This is a genomic window from Allobosea sp. GW823-FHT02B03 (genome assembly GCF_058797755.1).
Window position 1 is genome coordinate 404,490 of the sequence record NZ_JBXAJY010000006.1, and the last position, 21,630, is coordinate 426,119.

Consider the following 21,630-nt stretch of genomic DNA (forward strand, 5'->3'; position numbering starts at 1 on the left):
AGCGGTCGATCTGTTCAGGGCAAGCGACAGCAGAAGCCAAGGTAGATCGACTTCAAACTGCCGCAGCCATCACCCCGGCGGCATAAGCAGTCCTGAGTCCGTTTTCAGATGAGCGAGCAGCTATACAGATCATCGATTAGCTATTGAGCTTGCTTTGCCAATTCACTGCTCATTCCAAGAGTCTTGAACTGGCAGCCCCAAGCCGCCGCTGGAGCGTTTCCGGTTCAATCTGGGTCATATCCGGCGGCTTTGAAGTAGTTGGCGCACTCGTCGGGTGAGCAGAGTCCGACGATGGCGCCGACGGCATCCCAAAGAGCGGAGATGCTGCGTTCGGCCCGCGCTCAGAGGATGGCCTTCAGCTTGGCGAAGGCATTCTCGATCGGATTGAAGTCAGGGCTGTAGGGCGGCAGGAACGCAAGCGTGGCGCCGGCTTTCTCGATGGCTTCGCGGACGCCAGCAGGCTTGTGGGCAGGCAGGTTATCCATCACGACCATATCACCCGGCCACAGCGTCGGGACCAGCACCTGCTCGACATAGGCGAGGAAGACTGTGCCGTTCATGGCTCCGTCATAGACGAACGCGGCGGTCATGCCGCCGAGGCGCAGGGCTCCTGCGAAGGTCGTCGTCTTCCAATGTCCGTGAGGAATGCCAGCCCGACAGCGTTCTCCGCGCGGGGCGCGGCCGCGCAGGCGAGCCATCTTGGTGGACAGGCCTGTCTCGTCGATGAAGGCGCGCCGGCTGGGGATCGAGATCAGGCTGGACCTCGAACCAGTCCCGGCCTCGCTTTAGGACGTCGGAGCGCTCTTGCTCCAGTGCATGGGTGGACTTTTTTTGAACGTCCAGCCTCGCCCGCGAAGCCAAGCGCTCAGCGCACTGCGACGGATGGCGACGCTGTGCTCCGCAAGGAGCCGTGCCGCCATCTCGTGCAGCGTGATGTCCCGCCGCTGCTCGATCACTCCGACGATGAAGGCTTCATGCGTATCGAGACTCGAGCCGCGCCGCCAACCTTGCGGACGGGCGGTCCGCTCGCCTGTCCTGGCCCGCGCAACCCATCGGATCGCGGTCGAACCCCGACGCCGAACCTGGCCGCTGCCTGCCGCGCCAACAGGCTGTCCGTCGAAGCCTTCAGAGCACGCATGCGAAGATCGTCACTCAAAGCCCGCGCCATCCTTCACTCCCTTTAACAGGAAGGTTAAAGCAGCCCGAGCCGAGCTCGTCACATCACAATAGATTCAACGTTCGGCGGAAACGCTCTGGGCCGCGGATCGAAGTGCAGAAGGTTCAGATCCTCGCGCTGATCGATGAGCGCAATGACATCACGCTGGCCGAATTGCAGGCGCATTTGGTCGAGCGGGACCATTGCTTCGGCATCGGAGCCCCGTGGCGCCTCTGCGCCCGCCATGGAATCACCTGGGAAAAAGGACCCCGCACGCGGTGGAGCGGGAACGCCCCGACATCCTGAATGAGCGGCCGGACTGGTACGAGAGCCTGCTCAATCTCGATCCGCAACGCCTCATCTTCATCAGCAAGGCCTGGGCCCCGACCAAGATGGCAAGGCGCTACGGCCGCAGCCCTCGCGGCGAGGGACTCCGCTCGGGCGTATCGCACCGCCATTGGCGGATTGCCTCCGCGCCAAAATCGAGGGCCCGATCAACGCTCTTTGGGACGTAGTCGGCACCCTCGTCCAGCCCTTCTTGCCGCCCGAACGGGCCAGCTACTTCAATGCCGCTGGATACGACCCGAATCAGACCGTCGCTACGATGTCAAGCGAAGGAGCGAATGGCACGCTGAAGCCAGATTTCAGCCCCCCCGGCGGAACGCAGCGTTCCGGCAGCGCGTAGACCAACCGAGGCGAGCGCTTCTTCTTGAGTCGACGGCTCTACTAATCGAGACCGCTTCTGCGACACCTCACGCATAAAATCATGCGGTGACCAAACGAAAGAGAGGCAAACGGCGCCTCCTTACTCTTTGCGAACTGTTATGATAGTCATTTCTCGACAAGCATTAAACAAATGCACTCTCGCCATCTCGAATGGAAACAGTTTCTTCATATAAATTGGCAGGCATTCGTACTCCCTCGATGGAGTGTATACAATATTAACTATCTTAAAAAGATCATTGAACTGAATATTTTCCTGAAACCACTTCTCTGTTAGAAATATAGCGTGACCAGGATACATTCCCTCTGCTGAATTTGCATAAGGAACAGTGAATCTGAATGTACCCCCTGACTTTAATACGCGATGAGACTGGGCAAAAATATGAGACAAGTTCGAATGCTCGAGGAAATGGGAAGATCTAACTTCGTTACAGACCCCATCGTCAAATGGGAGATCATAAACATTTAGATCCATCATTATATCGGGCAATCTTCCTGTATCTATCTGAGTTTCGGTTGCAGATAGGTTGTCAAGCCCAATAAAACCGTCTGGTTTATAGTATCCGCACCCTAAATCGATATCTATTAGGCCATCTTCACGGCGATACTCGGAAACAAGGTCAGATAACGACGCATGCTTTGTGAGACGATAGGTAGCTTGGTCGGACATGTTAACCCCTTGCTCCGGCGGTTCGTCTATTCGAAGACATTCGAGGCAGTCTGGGCGAAGAAGCTACCCCGACAAATATCATGAAACCAGAATCGCGTCCTGTGCTCGCGACGGCGAAAATGGTGGGCGGCTGCGTCGATATCTCGAGCTCGATGCTCATACCTCGTGCTCTTGCAAACGTTTCTCCCAGCTGAGTGCGCTTTGCACGACAAACTGAAGATCATCATGCCGGGGCTTCCAGCCAAGCTCGCTAGTTACACGCTCGTTTGACGCAATGATAGCTGGCGGGTCCCCCGGGCGGCGCTCGACGATTCGGACGTCGAAATCGACTCCCGAGACCAATTTTACGATGTCAACAACCTGCCTCACGGAAAAGCCACGACCATAGCCGCAGTTCGCCTTTAAGTTCGCACCACCTGCTCGAAGATGGGCAAGCGCGTCTAGATGAGCGTGAACGAGGTCGGTGACATGGATGTAATCGCGGACACATGTTCCGTCTTGCGTCGGATAGTCCGTGCCATATACATCTATGCCCGCGCGCATACCGAGTGCAGCCTGGCAGGCGACTTTGATCAGATGCGTCGCATTAGCGGTCGACTGGCCTGTGCGCCCATGCGGATCGGCCCCCGCGACATTGAAATAGCGCAAGATGACGTAATTCAGATTATGAGCCTTCGAGACATCTTCAAGAATCCATTCCGTCATCAACTTCGAGCGGCCATATGGTGACACTGGGGCAGGTGTATCTGTCTCGGTGACCGGGTTCGTCTGAACATCGCCATAGACCGCTGCTGTCGACGAAAAAATGAAATAGCAGATCCTGTTTCGCGCGGCCGCATCGATCAGCGCGCGCGCCTTAACGGTGTTATTGAGATAATATTCGAGTGGATCCAGAATAGACTCAGGTACTACTGTCTTTGCAGCAAAATGAATGATTGCATCGATCGAGTGCTTTGCGCAGATATCATCGATCAGCCCTTCGTCGCATATGTCTCCCTCATAAAAGTCGACGCGATCCGGCACCGCGCCGCGGAAACCTGTCGAAAGGTTGTCGAGCACGATTGGCTCCTGGCCACTGTCGAGAAGGGCCAGAACCATGTGGGAGCCGATGTAGCCGGCGCCGCCTGTAACAAGAACAGCCATGAAGATCCCTTAGAAAACCGTGCGCCATGCGGCAGTCTTAGAAACGGAGCGATTCCGCCATATGGTCATATCGCACGGAGCGTCTCCAATGTCCTGCGCCGCCGAGCATGGTTTATCAAGTAAATTGAGATGCACGCGTGTCGCAGATCGAGCAGCTATCTCGGCTCCACCGAAGCTCATAGCCAAGAGTGAACCGAGCCAAGTCACCGCCCCTTGAGGCGGACAGCGTTACGGTGAGCAATTGGCCGGAAGGCCGGGCTTTCGAAAGGATGAAAGCCCATAGTTCGACATCGATCCCACAGCATCGAGTTCAAGCGCCAGGTGGCGCAGGATTAGCCGCCGGTCGACCATCGCCGGCAGCCTCGCTCGCTGGCCTGCTGCCGGTTTCGTGGACACCGAGATTGGGTGTTTCATGAAACCGGAGGTAGCGTATGCGGCGAAGACAGTTTGGGCGTGAGTTCAAGATCGAGGCGGTCCGCCTGATCAAGGATCGCGGAGTGAGTGTGGCGCAGGCGTCTCGGGATTTGGATGTCCATGAGAACCAGTTGCGCAAATGGGTGAAGCTCCTCTCGGCCGATCCTGCTCAGGCTTTTCCCGGCCACGGTCAGATGAAGCCGGAGCAGCTTGAAATCGAGAAGCTGCGGCGAGAGGTGGCCAAGCTCAAGGCGGAGCGCGACATCCTAAAAAAGGCCGCGGCCTACTTCGCGAAGGACGTGACATGAGGTTCACGTCCATTGCGAAGCACCGGGGGATCTGGCCGGTGGCATGGCTTTGCGAAGCGCTGGATGTGTCGCGCTCGGGCTTCCATGCCTGGCTTAACCGATCGCCGAGCAGGCGTGCACGCGACGACGAGGAGATCGGCAACAGGGTCCGGGCAAGCTTCCTTGGTTCGGATCGGATCTATGGTGCCAGGCGTGTCTGGCGGGACGTGCTGGCGGAAGGCATCGATTGCGGCCTGCATCGCATCGAGCGGCTGATGCGTGCCCAGGCTTTGCGTGCCAGGCCGGGTCGGCGCAGCCTGCCCAGGGATGAGGGCCAGCGATCGGCCATCGCGCCGAATACGCTCGGCCGGGAGTTTCATGCCGAGCGTCCGAACCAGCGCTGGATCGCCGATTTCACTTATATCTGGATCGCAGAGGGTTGGCTTTACGTTGCAGCCGTCATCGATCTCTTCTCCCGCCGGGTGGTGGGCTGGTCGATGAAGGCCGACATGACCGCCGGGCTCGTGACCGATGCACTGATGATGGCGATCTGGCGTCGGGGAAGGCCGGATGCCCTGCTGCACCATTCGGATCAGGGCAGCCAGTACGCCAGCGAGCAGTTCCAGAAGCTCATGGCCGACAACGGCGTTACCCGATCGATGAGCCGCTCGGGCAATGTCTGGGACAATGCCGCGATGGAGAGCTTCTTCTCATCGCTGAAGACCGAGCGGATCAGAGGCAGGGTTTACCGGACACGCGACGATGCTCGTGCCGACGTGTTCGATTACATCGAGCGGTTCTACAACGCCGTTCGCAGGCACTCGACCATCGGCTACATCAGCCCGGTCGAGTTCGAAAAGAAGGTGGGATTAGCCTAACCGACTGTCCACAGAACCGGCAGCAGGCCACGCCGACACAATCTGTCGCGTAACCTGATCCGCCTCTGAGTCCAAAAGCTCGAGGCGGGTGCCTTCGATGACGAGGCAGCCGCCGCCGATAGGGTCGAGGCCTACGAACCGCGCATTGGGGCGTTGGAGCGCCTAGGCGGCCGGCCGGTCCTGAAGATCGAGTTCCTAAAGGGGGCTCTGAAGCACGGACCGCGGCCGAGAAAGCGCGAGTACATCGGTCGTCACCGGCCCGCAACACCTCCATCGCAGAAGGATGTCGGCTGATGGGGAGCGCGCGCTCAACCTATTACCGCAAGCCGGCCACCAGCATCGACGACACGGCGCTTGTCGACACAATGGCGGCGGTCTTCGACAGTTTCGAGGCCTATGGCTACCGCCGGATGCACGTGCGCTGCGGCACCGCGGCATTCGCGTCAATCATAAGATCGACGCGTGATGCGCGAGCATGGTCCTCAGCCGCGTCGGCGCAGGCGCGATTGACCTGAGACTGACCCGAGACTGACCTGGAACCCTGATCTTCCTCCAGATCTGAGTAGAGTCCGTCACTCACGGAGACGGACGATGCGCCCCTCGCGATTCACGGAAGAGCACATTATCGGGGTGCTAAGGGAGCAGGAGGCTGGAGCTGCGACGGCGGATGTCTGCCGCAAGCACGGCATCTCCTCGGCGACCTTCTACAAATTCAAGGCGAAGTCTGGCGGTATGGACGTGTCGGACGCTCGCCGGCTGAAGACCCTCGAGGACGAGAACGCCCGTCTCAAGAAGCTGCTGGCCGAACAGATGCTCGACAACGCGATCCTGAAGGATGTCGCCGCAAAAAAATGGTGACGCCCGATGCGAAGCGGAAGGCGGTGGCTCATGCCTGCACGGTGCATGCAGTGAGCCAGCGTCGGGCGTGCCTGGCCTTGACGATCGACCGCTCGACGGTGCGCTACACGAGCACCCGGCCGGACGATGCCCTGTTGCGCGAGGCGATGAAGGCCATGGCGGGAGAGTGCCGGCGGTTCGGCTACCGCAGGATCCACGCTGGACCGCCAGGGCATCGTGATGAACCAGAAGAAGCTGCGGCGGCTCTATCGCGAGGAGAAGTTGCAGGTGCGCCGGCGCGGCGGCCGCAAACGGGCACTGGGCACGCGCAGACCCATGCTCGTGCCTGATCGGGCCAATGCGCGCTGGAGCCTCGATTTTCTCTCCGACACGATCTCGGACGGTCGCCGCTTCAGGGTGCTCGCCATCGTCGACGACTACACGCGCGAGTGCCTGGCACTCGTCGCCGACACCTCGCTCTCGGGCCTGCGCGTGGCTCGCGAACTGGATAATGTCATTCGCCTGCGCGGTCGGCCGGGGACGATCGTGTCCGACAACGGCACCGAGTTCACCTCGATGGCGATCCTGCGCTGGTGCCAGGAGACCGGCGTCGAGTGGCACTACATCGCCCCCGGCAAGCCGACGCAGAATGCCTTCGTCGAGAGCTTCAACGGACGCTTCCGGGACGAGTGCCTCAACGACAGACACCCTGTTCTCGACGCTCGTCGAGCCCGCAGCGCCATCATCTCATGGAAGGAGGACTACAACCGCCACAGCCCCCACTCGGCCCTTGGCAACATGACGCCCGCCGAGTTCGCACTCAAATCCGCGCTGGAAAAACAGGCCGCCTGAGACCAGAAACGAAACCCAGGACTCTCCCTCAGACCGGAGGAGAAAAGGGTCTCAGGTCAAGATTCGCCGCGGCACGACAAAAAAGGGCCCGGCGCGGCCTACTCCGGATGCTACGTCTGAGCGTGCAGATGAAGGCGTACAACCTATCGAAGCCAGGGCTAAAGCATCGCTACTGGAGAAGCGTACTGAAGCAAGTTGACGCTCTTCGGAACACTATCGATAGTAAGACGCCACGCCGTCCCAGGCTTCTGCCTCTTTCCAGTCGGAAACGTAGAGCGTGGCCGAGTCGGTATTGACGCGCATGAGCGGTTCACTGAAATCGGATTGCTCGGCCAAATCGACGTCGCAAGCCATTCCAAGACGTGATCTCATCTCGCGAGCAAATCGTTCTGTAAACGCACCCTGTGTCTCGACGTAGCCGCTTGGGCTCAGTTTCGTCAAAGCTTGCCCTGCGCCTAGTTCGCCAACGTACTTGACGTAGCTTTTGGCGAGGAGGTCGATGTGAATGTTGTCGCGCACATAGGCAGGGGTATTGACCTTGGCAACCTGGCCGGCCTTCCACGCCCGGATGAGGTAGGCGCAGAATCGAGGCTCTTCCAAAGGCCCGAAAGGATTGGGTATCACAAATTTCGACAGGGGCAGACCGAGTTCCTGGCAACGATAGCTGAAAACCTCAGCAGTCAGACCTTTCGACAGGCCATACGGCGAGAACGCCCTCAGAGGCTTTTCTCCGGCCCCTTCTGTCTGCTCGAACACGCTTCCCGTCAGGACTACGCCGCTCGTTCCATTGCTCTTGAGCGCATCGAGTATTGCTCGCAGGTTGAGAGTGTTGTTAGCGAGTGCGCCAACGATGTCGAAATCCGGGCTACGGTAGTTGGTCACCTGCGCGGCGTGATGGCAGAAGACATCGAAGCGGCGTTCGCGGACCAACGCCATGAAGCCGTCCTCTCCGAACACACAGCCCGGAACGAGCTCGACGGAGGCGCCCAATTTTTCGAGGCGTGCGGCTTTCAACCCGTCGCTGTAGCTCGCGAGCGGTCCGCGGAGTGGAGCGACGACTTCGTGCCCCGCATCCGCCAAAGCCCGGGCAAACCAGCTCCCTGTAAAGGAGCTGACCCCTGTGAACAGGATGCGCATCACAGACCCCGCATCAGTTCCGTACCGTGAAACTCTGTCGCGAGATCCGGCCAGTTGCGGTCCTTCTCCGACACTTCCACAGCTGCAAGCGGCCACTCAACGCCGATAGCCGGGTCGTTAAACCGCAACCCACGTTCCTCATTAGGGCCATAAAAGGCGCTGACGAGATATAGAGCCTCTGTATCGTCCTGCAGTGTAATGAAGCCATGGGCAAATCCGCGCGGCACATACATCATGAGCCGGTTTTCAGCGTTCAGTTCCGCCCCGTACCACTTTCCGAACGTAGGCGATCCCGCACGCAGATCGACGATGACGTCGAAGAGCGAGCCTCGGATGCACCGGATAACCTTCACTTCGGCCGAGGGGGGGAGCTGGTAATGCATGCCCCTCAACGTACCCTTCTTAGCACTGAGCGAAGTGTTGACTTGAACGAAGCGGGTTTCTAGCCCGTCCGCTGCAAACTCTTTCTCGCAGAAGAAACGAGCAAAAAAGCCCCGCTCATCCCCTCGCTTCTCAAGCTCGATCAGGCGCGCACCATCTAGAGGGAGTCGATGAAACTTCATAAAGAGAACCGCCTTACGAGCTAAACTTGCGCAGCCAGCGCAGGTTCATTCCGAGCCTGCCCGATGCGATGTGCGCTTCGAGGGTACGCAGCCGCATATAGGGTGAGTTCCTGAAGTCCGGATCGGCAAAGCCCATCCCGACGAGGCCATCTCGCAAGCGCTCGATCGAGGTCGATAGCGAGACTTGGGGAATTGCCTTCGGTGCCAGCTGCTTGAATAGCGCAAAGTCGACCTTATAGGAGCGCTTGTCCGGGGGGGCGCTGGTGTTGATCGCAACCTTGGTACCTGGCACGAGCGCGGCAACCGTCTCAGCCAGTTGCTTGACCTGATAGTTGCCCTCGTCCCGTCCGGCATTGACAGCGAGGAAAGCGCCGCCGTTATCGCTTGAGCGAACGATCGCCCAATTGATCGCTCGGGCCATATCCTCGACATCGATCAAGGGACGCCAAGGCGAGCCGTCGCTGAGAACTGTGATCTCGCCCGACGTAACCGCGCAGGCGACGAAGTCATTCAGCACCAGATCGAGACGAAGCCGATCGGACATCCCGCAAGCTGTCGCAAAACGCAGGCTCGTGACGACCATCTGCCCCAGATCGCTCGTCTGAAGGGCTTTCTCGGTGCCGATCTTCGAGCGCGCATACGCGGTCAGGGGATTAGTCGGATCGTCCTCCTTCCTGGCTCCGCCTTCCGCATAGCCGTACATGCTACAGGAAGAGGCGAAAACGAAGTTCTTGACACCGGCTGCCGCCGCCAATTCCGCAAGGCGAACACTGGCGGATTGGTTAACATCCTCTGTTACCTGCTCGAACTTATTTCCCATAGGGTCGTTGGATACGGCGGCAAGGTGCACGACCGCGTCAACGCCCTCCAACAGCTCAGCGGGCAGATCGCGGATATCACCGTAGAATTGCCGATCGATCAGGGCTTCCGGTAGGAAACCCGGCCCCGTCAACGAATGGCCGAAGAAGCCTGCGTCGTAGCCACGAATCTCTGCATCCGGACGATGCGATCGCAAAAAGCGAACGAGAACCGGGCCGACATAGCCCATGTTACCGGTAACTAGAACGCGCATCACTTTTTCTCTTCCAACGGTTGCACAGGCGAAAGCTCACCGCCAAGTTTTCCACGGGGCGGCTCCGGAGGCCCACAGATCCTCAAGATGACGCTTATCCCTCAAGGTATCCATCGGCTGCCAGAAACCCTTGTGAAAATGGACACTCATCTGCCCTTCGGCGGCCAAGCGTTCCATGGGCTCCCGCTCCCATACGGTTTCGTCACCCGCGATGTACGAGCCGACCTTCGGGCTGAGGACAAAGAAGCCTCCGTTGATCCAGCCACCATCTCCGACCGGCTTTTCTTGGAAGCCTGTGACTCGATCGCCTTCGTATCTTAACGCGCCAAACCGGCCCGGCGGCTGGGTGGCTGTAACAGTCGCAAGGCGCCCGGATTTCTTATGCAGATCAATAACAGCCCTGACGTCGATATCGCCGACGCCGTCGCCATATGTAAGGCAAAAAGCTTCATCATCGCCGACATACGGCAAGATGCGCTTGATCCGACCACCGATCATCGTTTCCTCGCCTGTTTCGACGAGGGTAACCTTCCACGGCTCAGCATGAGCGTGATGAATTTGTCTTTCGTTCCTGCTGAAATCGAAAGTAACATCCGCACTATGAAGCAGATAATTCTGAAAGTACTCTTTAATCACATACCCTTTGTAGCCAAGACAAATGATGAATTCCGATATGCCATGCGTGTAATAAATTTTCATAATATGCCAAAGAATCGGCTTTCCGCCGATCTCGATCATTGGCTTTGGCTTTATATGCGTCTCTTCCGCAAACCGAGTCCCCAAACCGCCAGCCAGCAATACCGCTTTCATGTCGTCGTCTTTCGGTCAGTCTACGTGCAATTTTCTTACGTTAGGCCGTCGGATATTTGAATGCACATTCGGTGTCAAGCACTCCAGATAAACCTTCTATCTAGACAGCTTAGACGACCGCGCCCTTGATTATACACACAGAGCGAAAGATAAAATCCACGACCCACAAGTTTTAAATCCAATCCACTCAAGATATCGGCACGGCATCCAAATCGGCAGCGACGCGCAAAAGATACTGCCCGTAATCGCTCTTAGAGAGCTTGTTGCCCAAGGCGGATAGCTCCGTTGGCGATATCCATTTTCTCCTGGCCGCTATCTCCTCCGGACACGCGACTCGCAGGCCCTGTCGGCTTTCCAGCGTGCGAACGAATTCTCCCGCCTCGAGCAGGCTGTCGGGCGTGCCGGTGTCGAGCCAGGCGAAGCCGCGGCCCATGGATTCGACCGAGAGCTCGCCGCGCTCGAGATAGACGCGATTGACATCGGTGATCTCGAACTCGCCGCGCGGCGAGGGTTTGAGGCTCCGAGCGATGTCCACGACCTGGGCATCGTAGAAATAGAGGCCCGTCACGGCCCAGTTCGATTTCGGCGCCTTGGGCTTTTCCTCGATCGAGATCGCCTTGCCGGCACTGTCGAAGTCGACAACGCCGTAACGCTCGGGATCGCGCACGTGATAGGCGAAGACGGTTGCGCCCTTCGTCCGCGCTTTTGCCCGCATCATCATCTCCGGCAGGGTGTGACCGTAATAGAGATTGTCGCCCAGAATGAGCACGGAAGGCTCTCCGGCGACGAAGTCGGCACCGATTATATAGGCCTGCGCGAGGCCGCCCGGATGCGGCTGCTCGGCATAGGACAGGCTCATGCCCCAATCGGAACCATCGCCTAGAAGGCGCTTGAAATGCGGCAGATCATGCGGCGTCGAGATGATCAACACCTCGCGGATGCCGGCGAGCATCAGCGTCGAGAGCGGGTAGTAGATCATCGGCTTGTCGTAGACCGGCAGAAGCTGCTTCGACATCGCCAGTGTCATCGGATGGAGCCGCGTGCCGGAACCGCCGGCAAGGATGATGCCCTTCATCGTCGTCTACCCCGTCTGTTTGCTGTTCAGAAGCCGGCGGACGCAGGCTGCAAGCGACCTCTGCCATTCCGGCAGTCTGACTTGATGGATCTGTGCCAGCCTGGAGGAGTCTAGGCGCGAATTCGCAGGTCTGCGTGCCGGCGTCGGATAATCGGAGGTGGCGATGCGCTTGACCGTCACCGGTGCGCCACCCAACGTCGCGCGCTCGGCGAAGATCGCTTCGGCGACTTCGGCCCAGACCGCGTTCCCTTGCGCACCCATGTTGAAGACACCGCGCAGGCTCTCGTCCCGCGGGCGGGCAACGAGGTTGCGCGCGATCGCGAAGACCGCATCGGCAATGTCGAGCGCACTGGTCGGCGAGCCTGCCTGGTCCGCGACGACACCAACCTCATCGCGGGTTTCGGCGAGCCGCAGCATGGTCTTGACGAAATTCTTCCCGAACGGGCTGTAGACCCAGGCCGTACGCAGGATCGCGTGATTGGCCGTCGCGGCGGCGACGGCGCGTTCGCCTTCGAGCTTGCTGCGACCATAGGCCGAGATCGGGCTGACCTGATCATCCTCGCGATAGGGTCGGTCGAGACTGCCGTCGAAGACGTAATCGGTCGAGATCTGGATGACCGGGACGCCAAGGGCCGCCGCGGCCTTGGCGACTTCGCCGGCCGCCGCGGCATTGACCAGCCGCGCCGTCTCCTCCTCACTCTCGGCGAGGTCGACGGCCGTGAACGCCGCGGCGTTGACGACGACGTCAGGTCGGCTGGCCACGATAGCTGGTGCGATCGTGCCGAGCTGCTCGAGATCGAGTTCGGGGCGGCCGAGCGCAGTGACACTCACGCCTTCCGGCGCGCGCTCGAGCATGGAGAGCACGACCTGCCCCGACTGGCCCGTGACGGAGATGCGCATGGCGGCTCAGTCGAAATAACGTGGCAGATCGGCAAGGCGCGGGTGCTTGCGATCCTTGTCCGACAGCACGAGTTCGTCATGCGGCAGCCGCCAGTCGATGCCTAGCGCCGGATCGTCGAAGGCGAGGCCATGGTCGTTTGCGGGACCGTAGGGCGCCGTCACCTTGTAGAGCACCTCGGTGTCGGGCTCGAGCGTGACGAAGCCGTGCGCGAAGCCGATCGGAACCAGGAGCTGGCGCCAGTTCGCCGCCGACAGCTCCACGGCGACATGCTGCCCGAAGGTCGAGGACGAAACACGCAGATCGACGGCGACATCGAGGATTCGTCCCTTCGTGACCCGCACGAGCTTGTCCTGCGCAAAGGGAGCCGACTGAAAATGCAGGCCGCGCAACGTGCCGACCTGGGCCGACAGAGAGTGGTTGTCCTGCACGAAGACGAGATCGAGGCCTGCCTCCGCCATGCCGGACTGGCTGTAGACCTCGGAGAAGAAGCCGCGATGATCGCCGTGCTTCTTCGGTGTGATGAGCTTGACCGCCGGGATGGCTGTCGCTTCGACGTTCAGCATGGTCTCGTCCAGTTCCGTTCAGGCGGCACCAAGCCGCTCGCCGCGATAGACGCCCGAACGAATGTCACCCCACCAGCCGGCATTGGCGAGGTACCATTCGACGGTGCGGCGCAGGCCCGTCTCGAAGGTTTCCTTCGGAGTCCAGCCGAGATCGCGGCCGATCTTGCCGGCATCGATGGCATAGCGCGCATCATGGCCCGGACGATCGGTGACATAGGAGATCAGCCGCTCGTGGGGGCCAGCCGGATCGGGCCGCAACTCGTCGAGAATGGCGCAGATGCCCTTCACGACCTCGATATTGGCCTTCTCGTTGTGGCCGCCGATGTTGTAGGTCTCACCGATGACCCCAGTCTGCGCCACGGTCAAAAGCGCATCGGCATGGTCGTCGACATAAAGCCAGTCGCGCACGTTCGTGCCGTTCCCGTAGACCGGGAGCTTCTTGCCCTCGAGCGCATTGATGATCATCAGCGGGATCAGCTTCTCGGGGAAGTGATAGGGTCCGTAATTGTTCGAGCAATTGGTCATCAGCGTCGGCAGGCCGTAGGTGTGGTGCCAGGCGCGGACGAGATGGTCGGACGCCGCCTTGGAGGCGGAATAGGGCGAATTCGGCTGATAGGCGGTATCTTCGCGGAAGAAGCCCTCATCGCCCAGCGAGCCGAAGACCTCGTCCGTCGAGATGTGATGGAAGCGGAAAGCCGCCTTGCGCGCACCGTCGAGCCCACGCCAGTGACGCAGAGCCTCCTGCAGCAGCGCGAAGGTGCCGACGATATTGGTCTGGATGAAGTCTCCGGGACCGTCGATGGAGCGGTCGACATGGCTTTCGGCAGCCAGATGCATGACGATATCGGGATTGAACTCGGCAAAGATCGCGCGCATGCGCTCGACGTCGCCGATGTCGGCCTGCTCGAAACGGTAGCGGTTGCTGCCGGAGACGGGGGCGAGCGAAGCAAGATTGCCGGCATAGGTCAGCTTGTCGACGACGCAGACATCATGTTGCGTCTCAGTGATCAGCTTACGGACGACGGCAGAGCCGATGAAGCCGGCACCGCCGGTGACGAGGAATTTCAATGACACGCCGCTTCGCTCCGGAGAGTCGACTGTTGATGAAGGCCGCTATGCGACGCAGGGAAGAAGCAGCACTCCTATAATCTGTCAAGCATATGAGACCGCTGCAATTTGTATCCGCAGCCCTGCTTTTCTGCTCGAGCGTGACGCATCATCGCTCATTCAACCAAACGTTTGCATGGAAGATGTGGCCAAACTTGCGCAACGCGACGGGCAAGCGCGACCAGGGCGCTCAAACCATGTCGGCGGGAGCTGGTCCAAGCCGGCTCCTGACGCCATCGACCAGCCCCGCGCGCACCGGCCTCAGCGAGCCCGGCGGCCCCTTCAGCGCCAAAAGGCCGATCTGGGCGGCGAGCCCGGCGCATGACCGGAGCCGCCAGCGCAGCGGTACGTGGGCGAGGCGCGCCGTCGCGATGACATTGCGCACATAGTAATAGTTGCGGAGCGGCGCATGGCGCAGGATCTGCGCCTTGCCCAGCTCCTCCTCGCTCACCGCTTCGCCCCAGCGGTGCGGCATGGCGAGATCGCTCGCGAGATAAGATCCCCAGCCACGCGCCCAGGCCCGAAAACCCCATTCGACATCGAGCCCGGCGATGAAGAAATCCTCGCGGAACGGGCCGGCGGACGCAAACGCCGCTACGCTTATGAGCGAACCCGAGGTCGGCGCGAATTCGAGGGGGGTCAGGCCATCCGCACGCTGCGGCCCGCGCCACTCATAGCGGATCGGCTTGTAGAAGCCCTCCTGCGGCGGCACGAGGCGCGGGGCCAGAACGGCAATTTTCTCGCCTTGCTCCTCCAGGGCGAGACAGCGCGCGGTCAGGCTGTCGAGCAAGCCTACAGGCGGCTCGCTGTCCTGGTCGAGCAGCATGATGTGGCTGAATCCCTCCGCCGCAGCCGCCCGCATCACGGCATTGAGGCCTTGCCCCAGGCCGACATTCTCAGCACTGGAGATCAGGCGCAACTGCGTCGGGGCCAGTGCTGCCAGGGCATCGTCCTCGACCGGTCCGTTGGCGAAGACGAAGAGGGCCTGCCCACGCAAACCCTCGGCCTGGCGCGCGAGCAATGCGGCATCCGGACGGTAGAGCACCACGCCGGCACAGGCGCGCGCGCCTTGCATCTGCGCCTGCTGCGCTGTCATCGTGCTGCCATCCCTGTCGAACGCGCTACGCCATATCCTCTTAAGCCGGGCGAATTCAACCTCGTCCTAGCCGGACGCATTGCGCGTCGACTGCACCTCATCGGTTGCTGGACGATCGCGGATGATCTACCCGAAGCCGAGTTCAACGCGCCGCCTTCGAAGCGCCACGCAATGCCCGTCCGGGCCGTTCTGAGGTTAGCAGCATCCGATGTCGACCACGCATTTCGACACTGTCGTCCTCGGCGCCGGTGCGGCCGGGATGATGTGCGCGATCCATGCCGCCGCGCGCGGCGGACGTGTACTCGTCGTCGATCATGCCAAGGCCCCCGGCGAGAAGATCCGGATTTCCGGCGGCGGCCGCTGCAACTTCACCAATATCGGCACCGGCGCCCGCAATTTCCTGTCGAACAACCCGCATTTCGCCAAATCCGCGCTCGGCCGCTACACGCAGCACGATTTCGTCGCCTTGGTCGAGAAGCATCGCATCGCCTATCACGAGAAGACGCTCGGCCAGCTGTTCTGCGACGATTCCGCTAGGCAGATCATCACGATGCTGCTGGAAGAGATGGCGCAGGCGGGCTGCGAACTGCGCCTGGGGACCACGCTGGAAGGCGTGGAGCGGATTGACGACGGATTTGCGGTCAGGCTCGGGGGGAACGGCGCTGCAGAGATCCGATGCCGGCACTTCGTCGTGGCATGCGGCGGCAAATCCATCCCGAAAATGGGCGCTTCCGGCCTGGGCTATCAGATCGCCGGCCAGTTCGGCCTGTCGGTGACGGAAACGCGCCCGGCCCTGGTGCCGTTGACCTTCGGCGAGGATGTTCTTGCCGGGTTTCGCGAGATCGCCGGAGTCGCCGCCTATGCGCGGGTCTCCTGCAGCAAGACCTCGTTCGACGAGGCGTTGCTGTTCACGCATCGCGGGCTTTCCGGCCCCGCGATCCTGCAGATATCTTCCTATTGGCGGGAGAGCCAGCCGATCCGGATCGCGTTCCTGCCGACACTGGACCTGTTCGCTTCCTTGCGCGCCGCGCGGCAGGAAAACGGCCGCAGGAGCATCCCGAATACGCTGGGCGAGATCCTCCCGAAGCGCCTGGCGGCTCATCTCGCTGATGTTCATGGCTGGACGGGACCGATCGGCGACGCGAGCGACAAGAAGCTCACGGCGATCGCATCCACCTTGCAAGGCTGGGAGATCCTGCCGATCGGGTCGGAAGGATACCGGACCGCGGAGGTGACGCTCGGCGGCGTCGATACGACCGGGCTGAACTCACGGACGATGGAGGCAAGGGCCGTCGACGGCCTCTATTTCATTGGCGAAGTCGTCGACGTGACCGGCTGGCTCGGCGGCTACAATTTCCAATGGGCGTGGTCGTCGGGCTGGGCGGCCGGAACCGCTATTGCTGAGGGCACCGGCTGAGCGATCCGCGCCGTGGCGGCGTAACTCCCAATTGTGGAAGGCGCCTACGTCAACCAATAGATGGCGTGATCCTTGCGCCGAGCAATATGCCAGTTCCGGGCGTGCCGTCTGCCGGTACCCAGAACAAAAAAGCGAGACCCGTCTCCAGACTGTGAGGCGGGTCGAAGGCATGGGTCTGCCGCCGCCCTAGTCGCTGACGTCGAAACGAACCGGAAGGCAACCGTGGCGCGCGCACGCTCGGCCGCTCCTGCCCAACAGTCCAGAGCCTGCGCGGTATCCGGTAATTGATGCGATCACGGGCCCGGCCCCGCGCGAGCGAGACCGGGCCAATGTTATCGCGGGAAATCGTCAGTTAGCTCAGACCGCTGGACCCCCGGCCTAGCGTTGCCAGTTGGCGGGCCAGACGGGCGACAAGCACTGGATGACGTGACAAGGCAGCCGACAGCCGCGTGGGATTGCGCACGACCCAGTCGTCGGCGTGGCTCGGTCAGCACGATAGCGCAGCCGCATATCGAGAAACGGCTTTTTGATCGCCTTGTAAGTCAAAGCCGAGAGCAGCAGCGTCAACGGAAGGACGATCGTTAGAGCGCTAGTGATGGCGTTGTAGTGACCGCTTTTCTCGCCCCTGCCACGATTTCGTCCCGCGCGATCAAGCTAGTGCTCCATCTGCGGCCAGTTTTTATGATTTCGCGAGCGCCCAAAAATCTCCGCAATGGGAGGCATCAATGGGGCTAGCTGACACGCGCCCCGAGTAACGGATCGGCATCACATGTACCAAGGCAGGCGGCTTCTGCTGCCTTCCCACCTTCTGTAAGTTTAGGTGCCTTTTCGCGACGTGGAATTCCCGCCTCAGCGGAGATCGCCATTGCCTGACAAGCGAAATCTGACATCAACACTGGACCCCGGTGACATTCGGGCGATCGCAATGAAATATTTTACTCGCGCGCAGCTTGATTTGATTAGATTTTGCGGAGATCGAATCGAGGTAGGCGATGCAGAATTTGAGGCTCGTGACGGAAAATTGTTCGTTCTGACAGCGCCGGATTCCGCTTGGCTCAAGAATTTCTTGGTAACGGCAACCCCAGACCAGGCAACATGGGAGACCGTCGCATACCTGAAAGTTAGGCACTTCAACACGCCGGAGGGGGTCATTGGCCGCGCGCGTGACGGCTCACTGTACGACGAGGACTACTATCGAAAGCGTGGTGGTGGAGGTCCTTATCTCGGCTACTCGGGAAATGATGCACTCAAATCCGAATTCACGATGTTGGCCAGAGAGCTCAACGTCAGATTTGCGGCGGGAGAGGTTCTCGATTGTGGCTGCGCGACCGGCCTGCTCGTGCGGGAACTAAAAGCACGCGGACGAGAAGCCTCCGGCGCTGACGTCTCCAGCTGGGCCGTTCAGAACGCCGTGGTAAGTGGCATCCATCAAATGGATGGACGTGATCTAGCATTCGAGGATGATCGTTTTTCGGTTCTGATCAGTCAGGATTATATGGAGCATATCCACCCCGACGACCATGAGCGCGTGTTCTCGGAGCAGATCCGCGTATGCGCCAATGGCGCTCATCTGGTTCACTTCATTCCCTTTTACGAAACCGTGGAGCCGTACCAACTCGACGCTCATCTCTGCAATGCGAGCCGCGAATGGTGGCTGGGTCGAATAGGTTCGATCCCTCAGCTGACGATCGTCCAAGAACCTAGCCTAGAGCAGTGGGACATGAAGAACGGCATGCTGGCAAGGTATGTGATCTGCCGCGTCGACAAATAACACAGCCGTGGGAGCGGGGAGGCGTTCGCTGAAGAGTGGGGTTAAGCTCGGCAATTCGGTTAGGGCGAGCGCCGTGCAGCGAGATCGCGCATGAACAGCTCCACGGATTTCAGCCGGTCGACGGCGATGTCGCGCTGCAGCAGCTGCTGCTGCGCCGTGTTGAGCGCGGTGATCGCGTCGCCCTGGCCGCGCACCGAGAGGCTGACCTGTGCGACCTGAGACGCAAGATCGAGCTGTACGGTAGCGACCTGCGAATTGAGCAGGAACATCATGCCGCCGAGCAGGATGGCGGTGACGCCGGCGGTGGCCTCCAGCATGCCAACGATCTGCGGCAGCGAAAGCCGGGCCGCCTTGTGCGCGGTCCTCCTCCGCCTTCTCCGACCACTCGCGCCGGAAGCCCCGCAGGTCGTCGCCTAGGTTTGCGACACCAGCGCCGAGCAGCTTGAGATCGGTCTCGACCTTGGCGAGACGCCGATCATAATCGCGCGGATCTGTCATAGGCACCGGCTCCAGCCAGCAGGATGATTAGCGCCGCGGCGGCCGCGGCGACCATACCGATCTTCGTGGTGAGCTTCTCGGCGATCGCATCCGGATCGAGCCCGAGCTTCTCGCGGATTGCTTGAACAGCCAGGCGGCGAGCGCCGCGACGAAGATGCTGGCGAGCTCGATCAGGTGGGGGCGGAACACGCCGAGCAGATCGCCGAGGGTCTGCGCCTCGGCAGACACGGCGGCGAGCATGACGACGACGAAGGCAAGGGCCAGCGCGCCCAGATTGGCGAACAGCTTCATGGTGATCTCTAGATGTTAAATGGACGCGAGGGTTGACGCAGCGCCACAGGCCGCCCAGCCTTGAGAGGGGAGGGAGGTATGCGGCATGTTGCGGCGAATAATTTCATCTGACGTCAGGGGCGCCTGGATCAGGGCGGTTATCGTGGTGGGCTTGGGAACCTTGATCGCCCTGCCCCTGACCTGAACGACCGCTCAGACCAGCCTTCCGAGTTCGTCCTTGCGGGCGTCGAAGCTGGGACAAGCCTTGTTGCTGACCTCGTTGTGGCCGCGCACGTGCTTGATTATGTGCTTATCGAGCTGGGCACTCAGCCAGAGCAGCGATGAGCGTTGCGCTGGCGTGCGCGTATCCTTCGCCGTCTTCCCGTAGGCGCCGGCCGCCCCGGCGTTGATGCTGAGCGCGATCAGCCCCAGCTGAATCTCAGCTTTCGTCACGGTGGTGCCGCGGGGTTCTTGGAAAATCGAAGGCTTTGCGACAGTCTCGGGGGCTTCAGGGGGAAGCGGCCATGAGCGGCGAAAGCCCAGTCAATTTGCTCGTTACAGAGATGATGGCGACGCGTATGTGCATCGCGGCACTGGCTCGCGAACTATTGCTCGCGAGCGGGTCCGACGCCTTTGTCAGGGCAGAGGCTCAAGCTATGAAGGGGTGGCCGAGACGGGCCATTCCGGCGGCAGCTTCCCTGATGAAACTCTCGCCCGCACTGGCCAGGTCGTTCTGGACGTCTTTCGGATGGCCGACGGCTAGCGCTTCCACAAGCTGTTGCAGGCCGTCGACCGGTGAGCGTCGCGCACCCGACGACTGAACTGCGAGTCGGCCTATTTGAACGGATCCGTGCATGAAAAGGTTGGGCCATTGCGCTCGCGTCGCGGATGCGATGCGGCGGTGGCGGATGCGCTCTAGACTCCACCGATCCAGCCCAGCGGGTCAGGGAGAAGAGCGATGGAATGCTTTGTTGGCTTGGACGTTTCGGTGAAGACGACAAGCGTCTGCGTGATGGAAGCGGACGGAACAATCATCCGGGAAGGCAAGGCGGACAGCTCACCGGGGGCGATTTCCGCATTCTTTTCAGCGTGCAGCGACCGCTATTCCCGCGTCGGCCTGGAAGCCGGAACGCTTTGCCAATGGCTCTATGCCGGTCTGGCCAAGGCAGGTTTCCCGGTGATCTGCATCGAGACCCGCCATGCCCAGGCGGTGCTCAGCGCCCGCCCCAACAAGACCGACCGCAACGATGCGCGCGGCATTGCCCAGATGATGCGGGTCGGGCTCTGTCGCCCGGTCCACGTCAAGACGCTGGCCAGTCAGAAGATCCGGGCATTGCTGAGTGGCCGGCGCCTCCTCCAAGCCAAGCAGCTTGACGTCGAGAACAGCATTCGCGGCCTGCTCCGCAACTTCGGCCTCAAGGTCGGCATGGTGACGAGGGTCGGCTACGAAGCGCGCATCATGGATGCTGACTGAGGACTCTCCCACATTGCAAGCCATTATCGAGCCGATACTGGCGGTGCGCCGCGTTATCCGCGAACAATATACCCGCTTGCAAAAGAAGATATTGGCGCTGGCGCGCGCCGATGACGGCTGCCTCCTGCTGATGAGCGCGCCCGGTGTCAGACCACTCATTGCGCTAATCTATCATGCCGCCATTGACGAACCCACCCGCTTCCAGCGTTCACGCTCTGTCGGCACCCATTTCGGGCTGGCCCCGCGAACGCACCAGTCCGGCGAGGTCGACCGGCGCGGTCGGATCACCAAGAATGGCGACGAGACACTACGATCAGCCTTGTTCGAGGCGGCATTGGTCCTCTTGCGACCGCGGACCAAGCCCTCTGCACTCAAAGCTTGGGGGCTTCGCGTAGCGAAGCGCAGGGGAATGGTCAGAGCGATGATCACCGTGGCTCGCCGACTAACGGTCATTCTTCATCGCATGTGGGTCGACCGGGTGCTGTTCCGCTGGACGGCCGAGCCGGCCCAAACCTGACCCGCAGCTGCCTTTTCGCGATCCGTCGCAGAGCGGAGCGATGTCCCCCAGGGACCGAAGGGCGGTAAGATCGAGCGCGGGTTTGAAGGGCCAAGGGTCACTTCGCGAAAAGCTTGATCCACCACTCGTCGGCCCCAACCATGAAGCGGCCACAGCGCCGACTTCGGAGAGAAGCCAGAGACCTGGCGGGACAGGAAGCTCGCGACCGGTAGCTGGTGCTGCTAGAATCCTTGCTGCGGGCCTTGTCGAGATTTATCGTGCTGATCCAAAGCTATCCATTTTTTGATGTACTCGCGTTCGCATATCTCATTTTGAAAACAATCGGATATGGAGGAGCGCTCAACAATAGTAGTTACAATACGGATAATCAAGAAAACACAAAATTTCATTTTAATTATA

The 21,630-nt window shown here is 60.6% G+C and carries 19 protein-coding genes and 3 pseudogenes; 6 read left to right on the forward strand and 16 right to left on the reverse strand.

Annotated elements, in window-relative coordinates; translation table 11 throughout:
* Positions 1-224: 224 nt before the first annotated feature.
* From AC1REK_RS22070 to galE, 4 genes and pseudogenes are all read right to left on the reverse strand, one after another.
* A pseudogene (locus AC1REK_RS22070) lies at positions 225-1,168 on the reverse strand (IS630 family transposase).
* Positions 1,169-1,216: 48 nt separating this feature from the next.
* Positions 1,217-1,402: a hypothetical protein gene (locus AC1REK_RS22075; protein ID WP_492270178.1), complete on the reverse strand. Its 186-nt coding sequence runs from the start codon at positions 1,400-1,402 to the stop codon at positions 1,217-1,219.
* Positions 1,403-1,961: 559 nt separating this feature from the next.
* Positions 1,962-2,549, reverse strand: a complete 588-nt coding sequence (locus AC1REK_RS22080) for a class I SAM-dependent methyltransferase (RefSeq protein ID WP_492270177.1) — start codon at positions 2,547-2,549, stop codon at positions 1,962-1,964.
* A 156-nt stretch (positions 2,550-2,705) separates the two neighbouring features.
* Positions 2,706-3,692 (reverse strand): UDP-glucose 4-epimerase GalE, encoded by a 987-nt coding sequence (gene galE, locus AC1REK_RS22085; RefSeq protein WP_492270176.1) that lies wholly within the window; start codon positions 3,690-3,692, stop codon positions 2,706-2,708.
* Between the two features lie 431 nt (positions 3,693-4,123).
* Here galE and AC1REK_RS22090 point away from each other — a divergent pair.
* The 3 genes and pseudogenes from AC1REK_RS22090 (at position 4,124) to AC1REK_RS22100 (ending at position 6,960) form a co-directional block, all read left to right on the forward strand.
* Positions 4,124-5,271 (forward strand): IS3 family transposase gene (locus AC1REK_RS22090; protein ID WP_492270175.1). Its coding sequence is split into 2 segments (ribosomal slippage): positions 4,124-4,373 and positions 4,373-5,271, totalling 1,149 coding nucleotides; the frame shifts between segments, so codons are not numbered across the junction.
* A gap of 293 nt (positions 5,272-5,564) precedes the next feature.
* Positions 5,565-5,786, forward strand: a complete 222-nt coding sequence (locus AC1REK_RS22095; RefSeq protein WP_492270174.1) for a hypothetical protein — start codon at positions 5,565-5,567, stop codon at positions 5,784-5,786.
* Positions 5,787-5,862: 76 nt separating this feature from the next.
* Positions 5,863-6,960: pseudogene (locus tag AC1REK_RS22100) on the forward strand (IS3 family transposase).
* Between the two features lie 213 nt (positions 6,961-7,173).
* Here AC1REK_RS22100 and AC1REK_RS22105 read toward each other — a convergent pair.
* The 9 genes from AC1REK_RS22105 to AC1REK_RS22145 all read right to left on the reverse strand — a co-directional run bounded on the left by AC1REK_RS22105 (position 7,174) and on the right by AC1REK_RS22145 (position 15,284).
* Complete coding sequence (locus tag AC1REK_RS22105; protein ID WP_492270173.1) at positions 7,174-8,097, reverse strand: NAD-dependent epimerase/dehydratase family protein; 924 nt, start codon at positions 8,095-8,097, stop codon at positions 7,174-7,176.
* Positions 8,097-8,660 carry a dTDP-4-dehydrorhamnose 3,5-epimerase gene (gene rfbC, locus AC1REK_RS22110; RefSeq protein WP_492270172.1) on the reverse strand — a complete coding sequence of 188 codons (564 nt, stop codon included), beginning with the start codon at positions 8,658-8,660 and terminating at the stop codon, positions 8,097-8,099. Before rfbC (AC1REK_RS22110) ends, AC1REK_RS22105 begins: the two co-directional genes overlap by 1 nt.
* A 13-nt stretch (positions 8,661-8,673) precedes the next feature.
* Positions 8,674-9,732, reverse strand: a complete 1,059-nt coding sequence (locus AC1REK_RS22115) for an NAD-dependent epimerase/dehydratase family protein (protein WP_492270171.1) — start codon at positions 9,730-9,732, stop codon at positions 8,674-8,676.
* A 36-nt stretch (positions 9,733-9,768) separates the two neighbouring features.
* Positions 9,769-10,542: a glucose-1-phosphate cytidylyltransferase gene (gene rfbF, locus AC1REK_RS22120; protein WP_492270170.1), complete on the reverse strand. Its 774-nt coding sequence runs from the start codon at positions 10,540-10,542 to the stop codon at positions 9,769-9,771.
* A gap of 187 nt (positions 10,543-10,729) precedes the next feature.
* Entirely contained in the window at positions 10,730-11,617 is an 888-nt protein-coding gene (gene rfbA, locus AC1REK_RS22125; RefSeq protein WP_492270169.1) for a glucose-1-phosphate thymidylyltransferase RfbA, read from the reverse strand.
* 6 nt (positions 11,618-11,623) lie between these two features.
* Positions 11,624-12,517, reverse strand: a complete 894-nt coding sequence (gene rfbD, locus AC1REK_RS22130) for a dTDP-4-dehydrorhamnose reductase (RefSeq protein ID WP_492270168.1) — start codon at positions 12,515-12,517, stop codon at positions 11,624-11,626.
* Positions 12,518-12,523: 6 nt separating this feature from the next.
* The gene (rfbC, locus tag AC1REK_RS22135; RefSeq protein WP_492270167.1) at positions 12,524-13,081 is read right to left on the reverse strand and encodes a dTDP-4-dehydrorhamnose 3,5-epimerase; all 558 of its coding nucleotides are present in this window, start codon (positions 13,079-13,081) and stop codon (positions 12,524-12,526) included.
* A gap of 18 nt (positions 13,082-13,099) precedes the next feature.
* A complete protein-coding gene (gene rfbB, locus AC1REK_RS22140; protein WP_492270166.1) occupies positions 13,100-14,155 on the reverse strand; it encodes a dTDP-glucose 4,6-dehydratase in 1,056 nt (351 codons plus the stop codon).
* A 223-nt stretch (positions 14,156-14,378) separates the two neighbouring features.
* Positions 14,379-15,284, reverse strand: a complete 906-nt coding sequence (locus tag AC1REK_RS22145; protein ID WP_492270165.1) for a glycosyltransferase family protein — start codon at positions 15,282-15,284, stop codon at positions 14,379-14,381.
* Positions 15,285-15,492: 208 nt separating this feature from the next.
* Between AC1REK_RS22145 and AC1REK_RS22150 the strand changes: the two genes are divergently transcribed.
* Both AC1REK_RS22150 and AC1REK_RS22155 read left to right on the forward strand, forming a co-directional pair.
* A complete protein-coding gene (locus AC1REK_RS22150; RefSeq protein ID WP_492270164.1) occupies positions 15,493-16,701 on the forward strand; it encodes a BaiN/RdsA family NAD(P)/FAD-dependent oxidoreductase in 1,209 nt (402 codons plus the stop codon).
* An 865-nt stretch (positions 16,702-17,566) separates the two neighbouring features.
* Complete coding sequence (locus AC1REK_RS22155; RefSeq protein ID WP_492270163.1) at positions 17,567-18,472, forward strand: class I SAM-dependent methyltransferase; 906 nt, start codon at positions 17,567-17,569, stop codon at positions 18,470-18,472.
* Between the two features lie 59 nt (positions 18,473-18,531).
* On the opposite strand, the gene AC1REK_RS22160 is transcribed toward AC1REK_RS22155, so the two are convergent.
* The 3 genes from AC1REK_RS22160 to AC1REK_RS22170 all read right to left on the reverse strand — a co-directional run bounded on the left by AC1REK_RS22160 (position 18,532) and on the right by AC1REK_RS22170 (position 19,693).
* On the reverse strand, positions 18,532-18,789 hold the full coding sequence (locus tag AC1REK_RS22160) for a hypothetical protein (RefSeq protein ID WP_492270162.1): 258 nt from the start codon (positions 18,787-18,789) through the stop codon (positions 18,532-18,534).
* 208 nt (positions 18,790-18,997) lie between these two features.
* On the reverse strand, positions 18,998-19,261 hold the full coding sequence (locus AC1REK_RS22165) for a hypothetical protein (protein ID WP_492270161.1): 264 nt from the start codon (positions 19,259-19,261) through the stop codon (positions 18,998-19,000).
* Between the two features lie 192 nt (positions 19,262-19,453).
* Positions 19,454-19,693: a hypothetical protein gene (locus tag AC1REK_RS22170; protein WP_492270160.1), complete on the reverse strand. Its 240-nt coding sequence runs from the start codon at positions 19,691-19,693 to the stop codon at positions 19,454-19,456.
* A 505-nt stretch (positions 19,694-20,198) separates the two neighbouring features.
* Between AC1REK_RS22170 and AC1REK_RS22175 the strand changes: the two are divergent.
* Positions 20,199-21,231, forward strand: a pseudogene (locus AC1REK_RS22175) (IS110 family RNA-guided transposase).
* Positions 21,232-21,630 lie beyond the last annotated feature (399 nt).

What these genes read in the sequence shown, in the direction of transcription:
- AC1REK_RS22150 (WP_492270164.1), top strand. Translation starts at nt 15,493, where the DNA reads ATGTCGACCACGCATTTCGACACTGTCGTCCTCGGCGCCGGTGCGGCC.
- rfbD (WP_492270168.1), bottom strand. Translation starts at nt 12,517, where the DNA reads ATGCGCATCTCCGTCACGGGCCAGTCGGGGCAGGTCGTGCTCTCCATG.
- AC1REK_RS22080 (WP_492270177.1), bottom strand. Translation starts at nt 2,549, where the DNA reads ATGTCCGACCAAGCTACCTATCGTCTCACAAAGCATGCGTCGTTATCT.
- AC1REK_RS22145 (WP_492270165.1), bottom strand. Translation starts at nt 15,284, where the DNA reads ATGACAGCGCAGCAGGCGCAGATGCAAGGCGCGCGCGCCTGTGCCGGC.
- AC1REK_RS22165 (WP_492270161.1), bottom strand. Translation starts at nt 19,261, where the DNA reads ATGAAGCTGTTCGCCAATCTGGGCGCGCTGGCCCTTGCCTTCGTCGTC.
- AC1REK_RS22075 (WP_492270178.1), bottom strand. Translation starts at nt 1,402, where the DNA reads ATGGCGGGCGCAGAGGCGCCACGGGGCTCCGATGCCGAAGCAATGGTC.
- rfbC (WP_492270172.1), bottom strand. Translation starts at nt 8,660, where the DNA reads ATGAAGTTTCATCGACTCCCTCTAGATGGTGCGCGCCTGATCGAGCTT.
- galE (WP_492270176.1), bottom strand. Translation starts at nt 3,692, where the DNA reads ATGGCTGTTCTTGTTACAGGCGGCGCCGGCTACATCGGCTCCCACATG.
- AC1REK_RS22105 (WP_492270173.1), bottom strand. Translation starts at nt 8,097, where the DNA reads ATGCGCATCCTGTTCACAGGGGTCAGCTCCTTTACAGGGAGCTGGTTT.
- AC1REK_RS22115 (WP_492270171.1), bottom strand. Translation starts at nt 9,732, where the DNA reads ATGCGCGTTCTAGTTACCGGTAACATGGGCTATGTCGGCCCGGTTCTC.
- AC1REK_RS22095 (WP_492270174.1), top strand. Translation starts at nt 5,565, where the DNA reads ATGGGGAGCGCGCGCTCAACCTATTACCGCAAGCCGGCCACCAGCATC.
- rfbC (WP_492270167.1), bottom strand. Translation starts at nt 13,081, where the DNA reads ATGCTGAACGTCGAAGCGACAGCCATCCCGGCGGTCAAGCTCATCACA.
- AC1REK_RS22160 (WP_492270162.1), bottom strand. Translation starts at nt 18,789, where the DNA reads ATGCTGGAGGCCACCGCCGGCGTCACCGCCATCCTGCTCGGCGGCATG.
- rfbF (WP_492270170.1), bottom strand. Translation starts at nt 10,542, where the DNA reads ATGAAAGCGGTATTGCTGGCTGGCGGTTTGGGGACTCGGTTTGCGGAA.
- rfbA (WP_492270169.1), bottom strand. Translation starts at nt 11,617, where the DNA reads ATGAAGGGCATCATCCTTGCCGGCGGTTCCGGCACGCGGCTCCATCCG.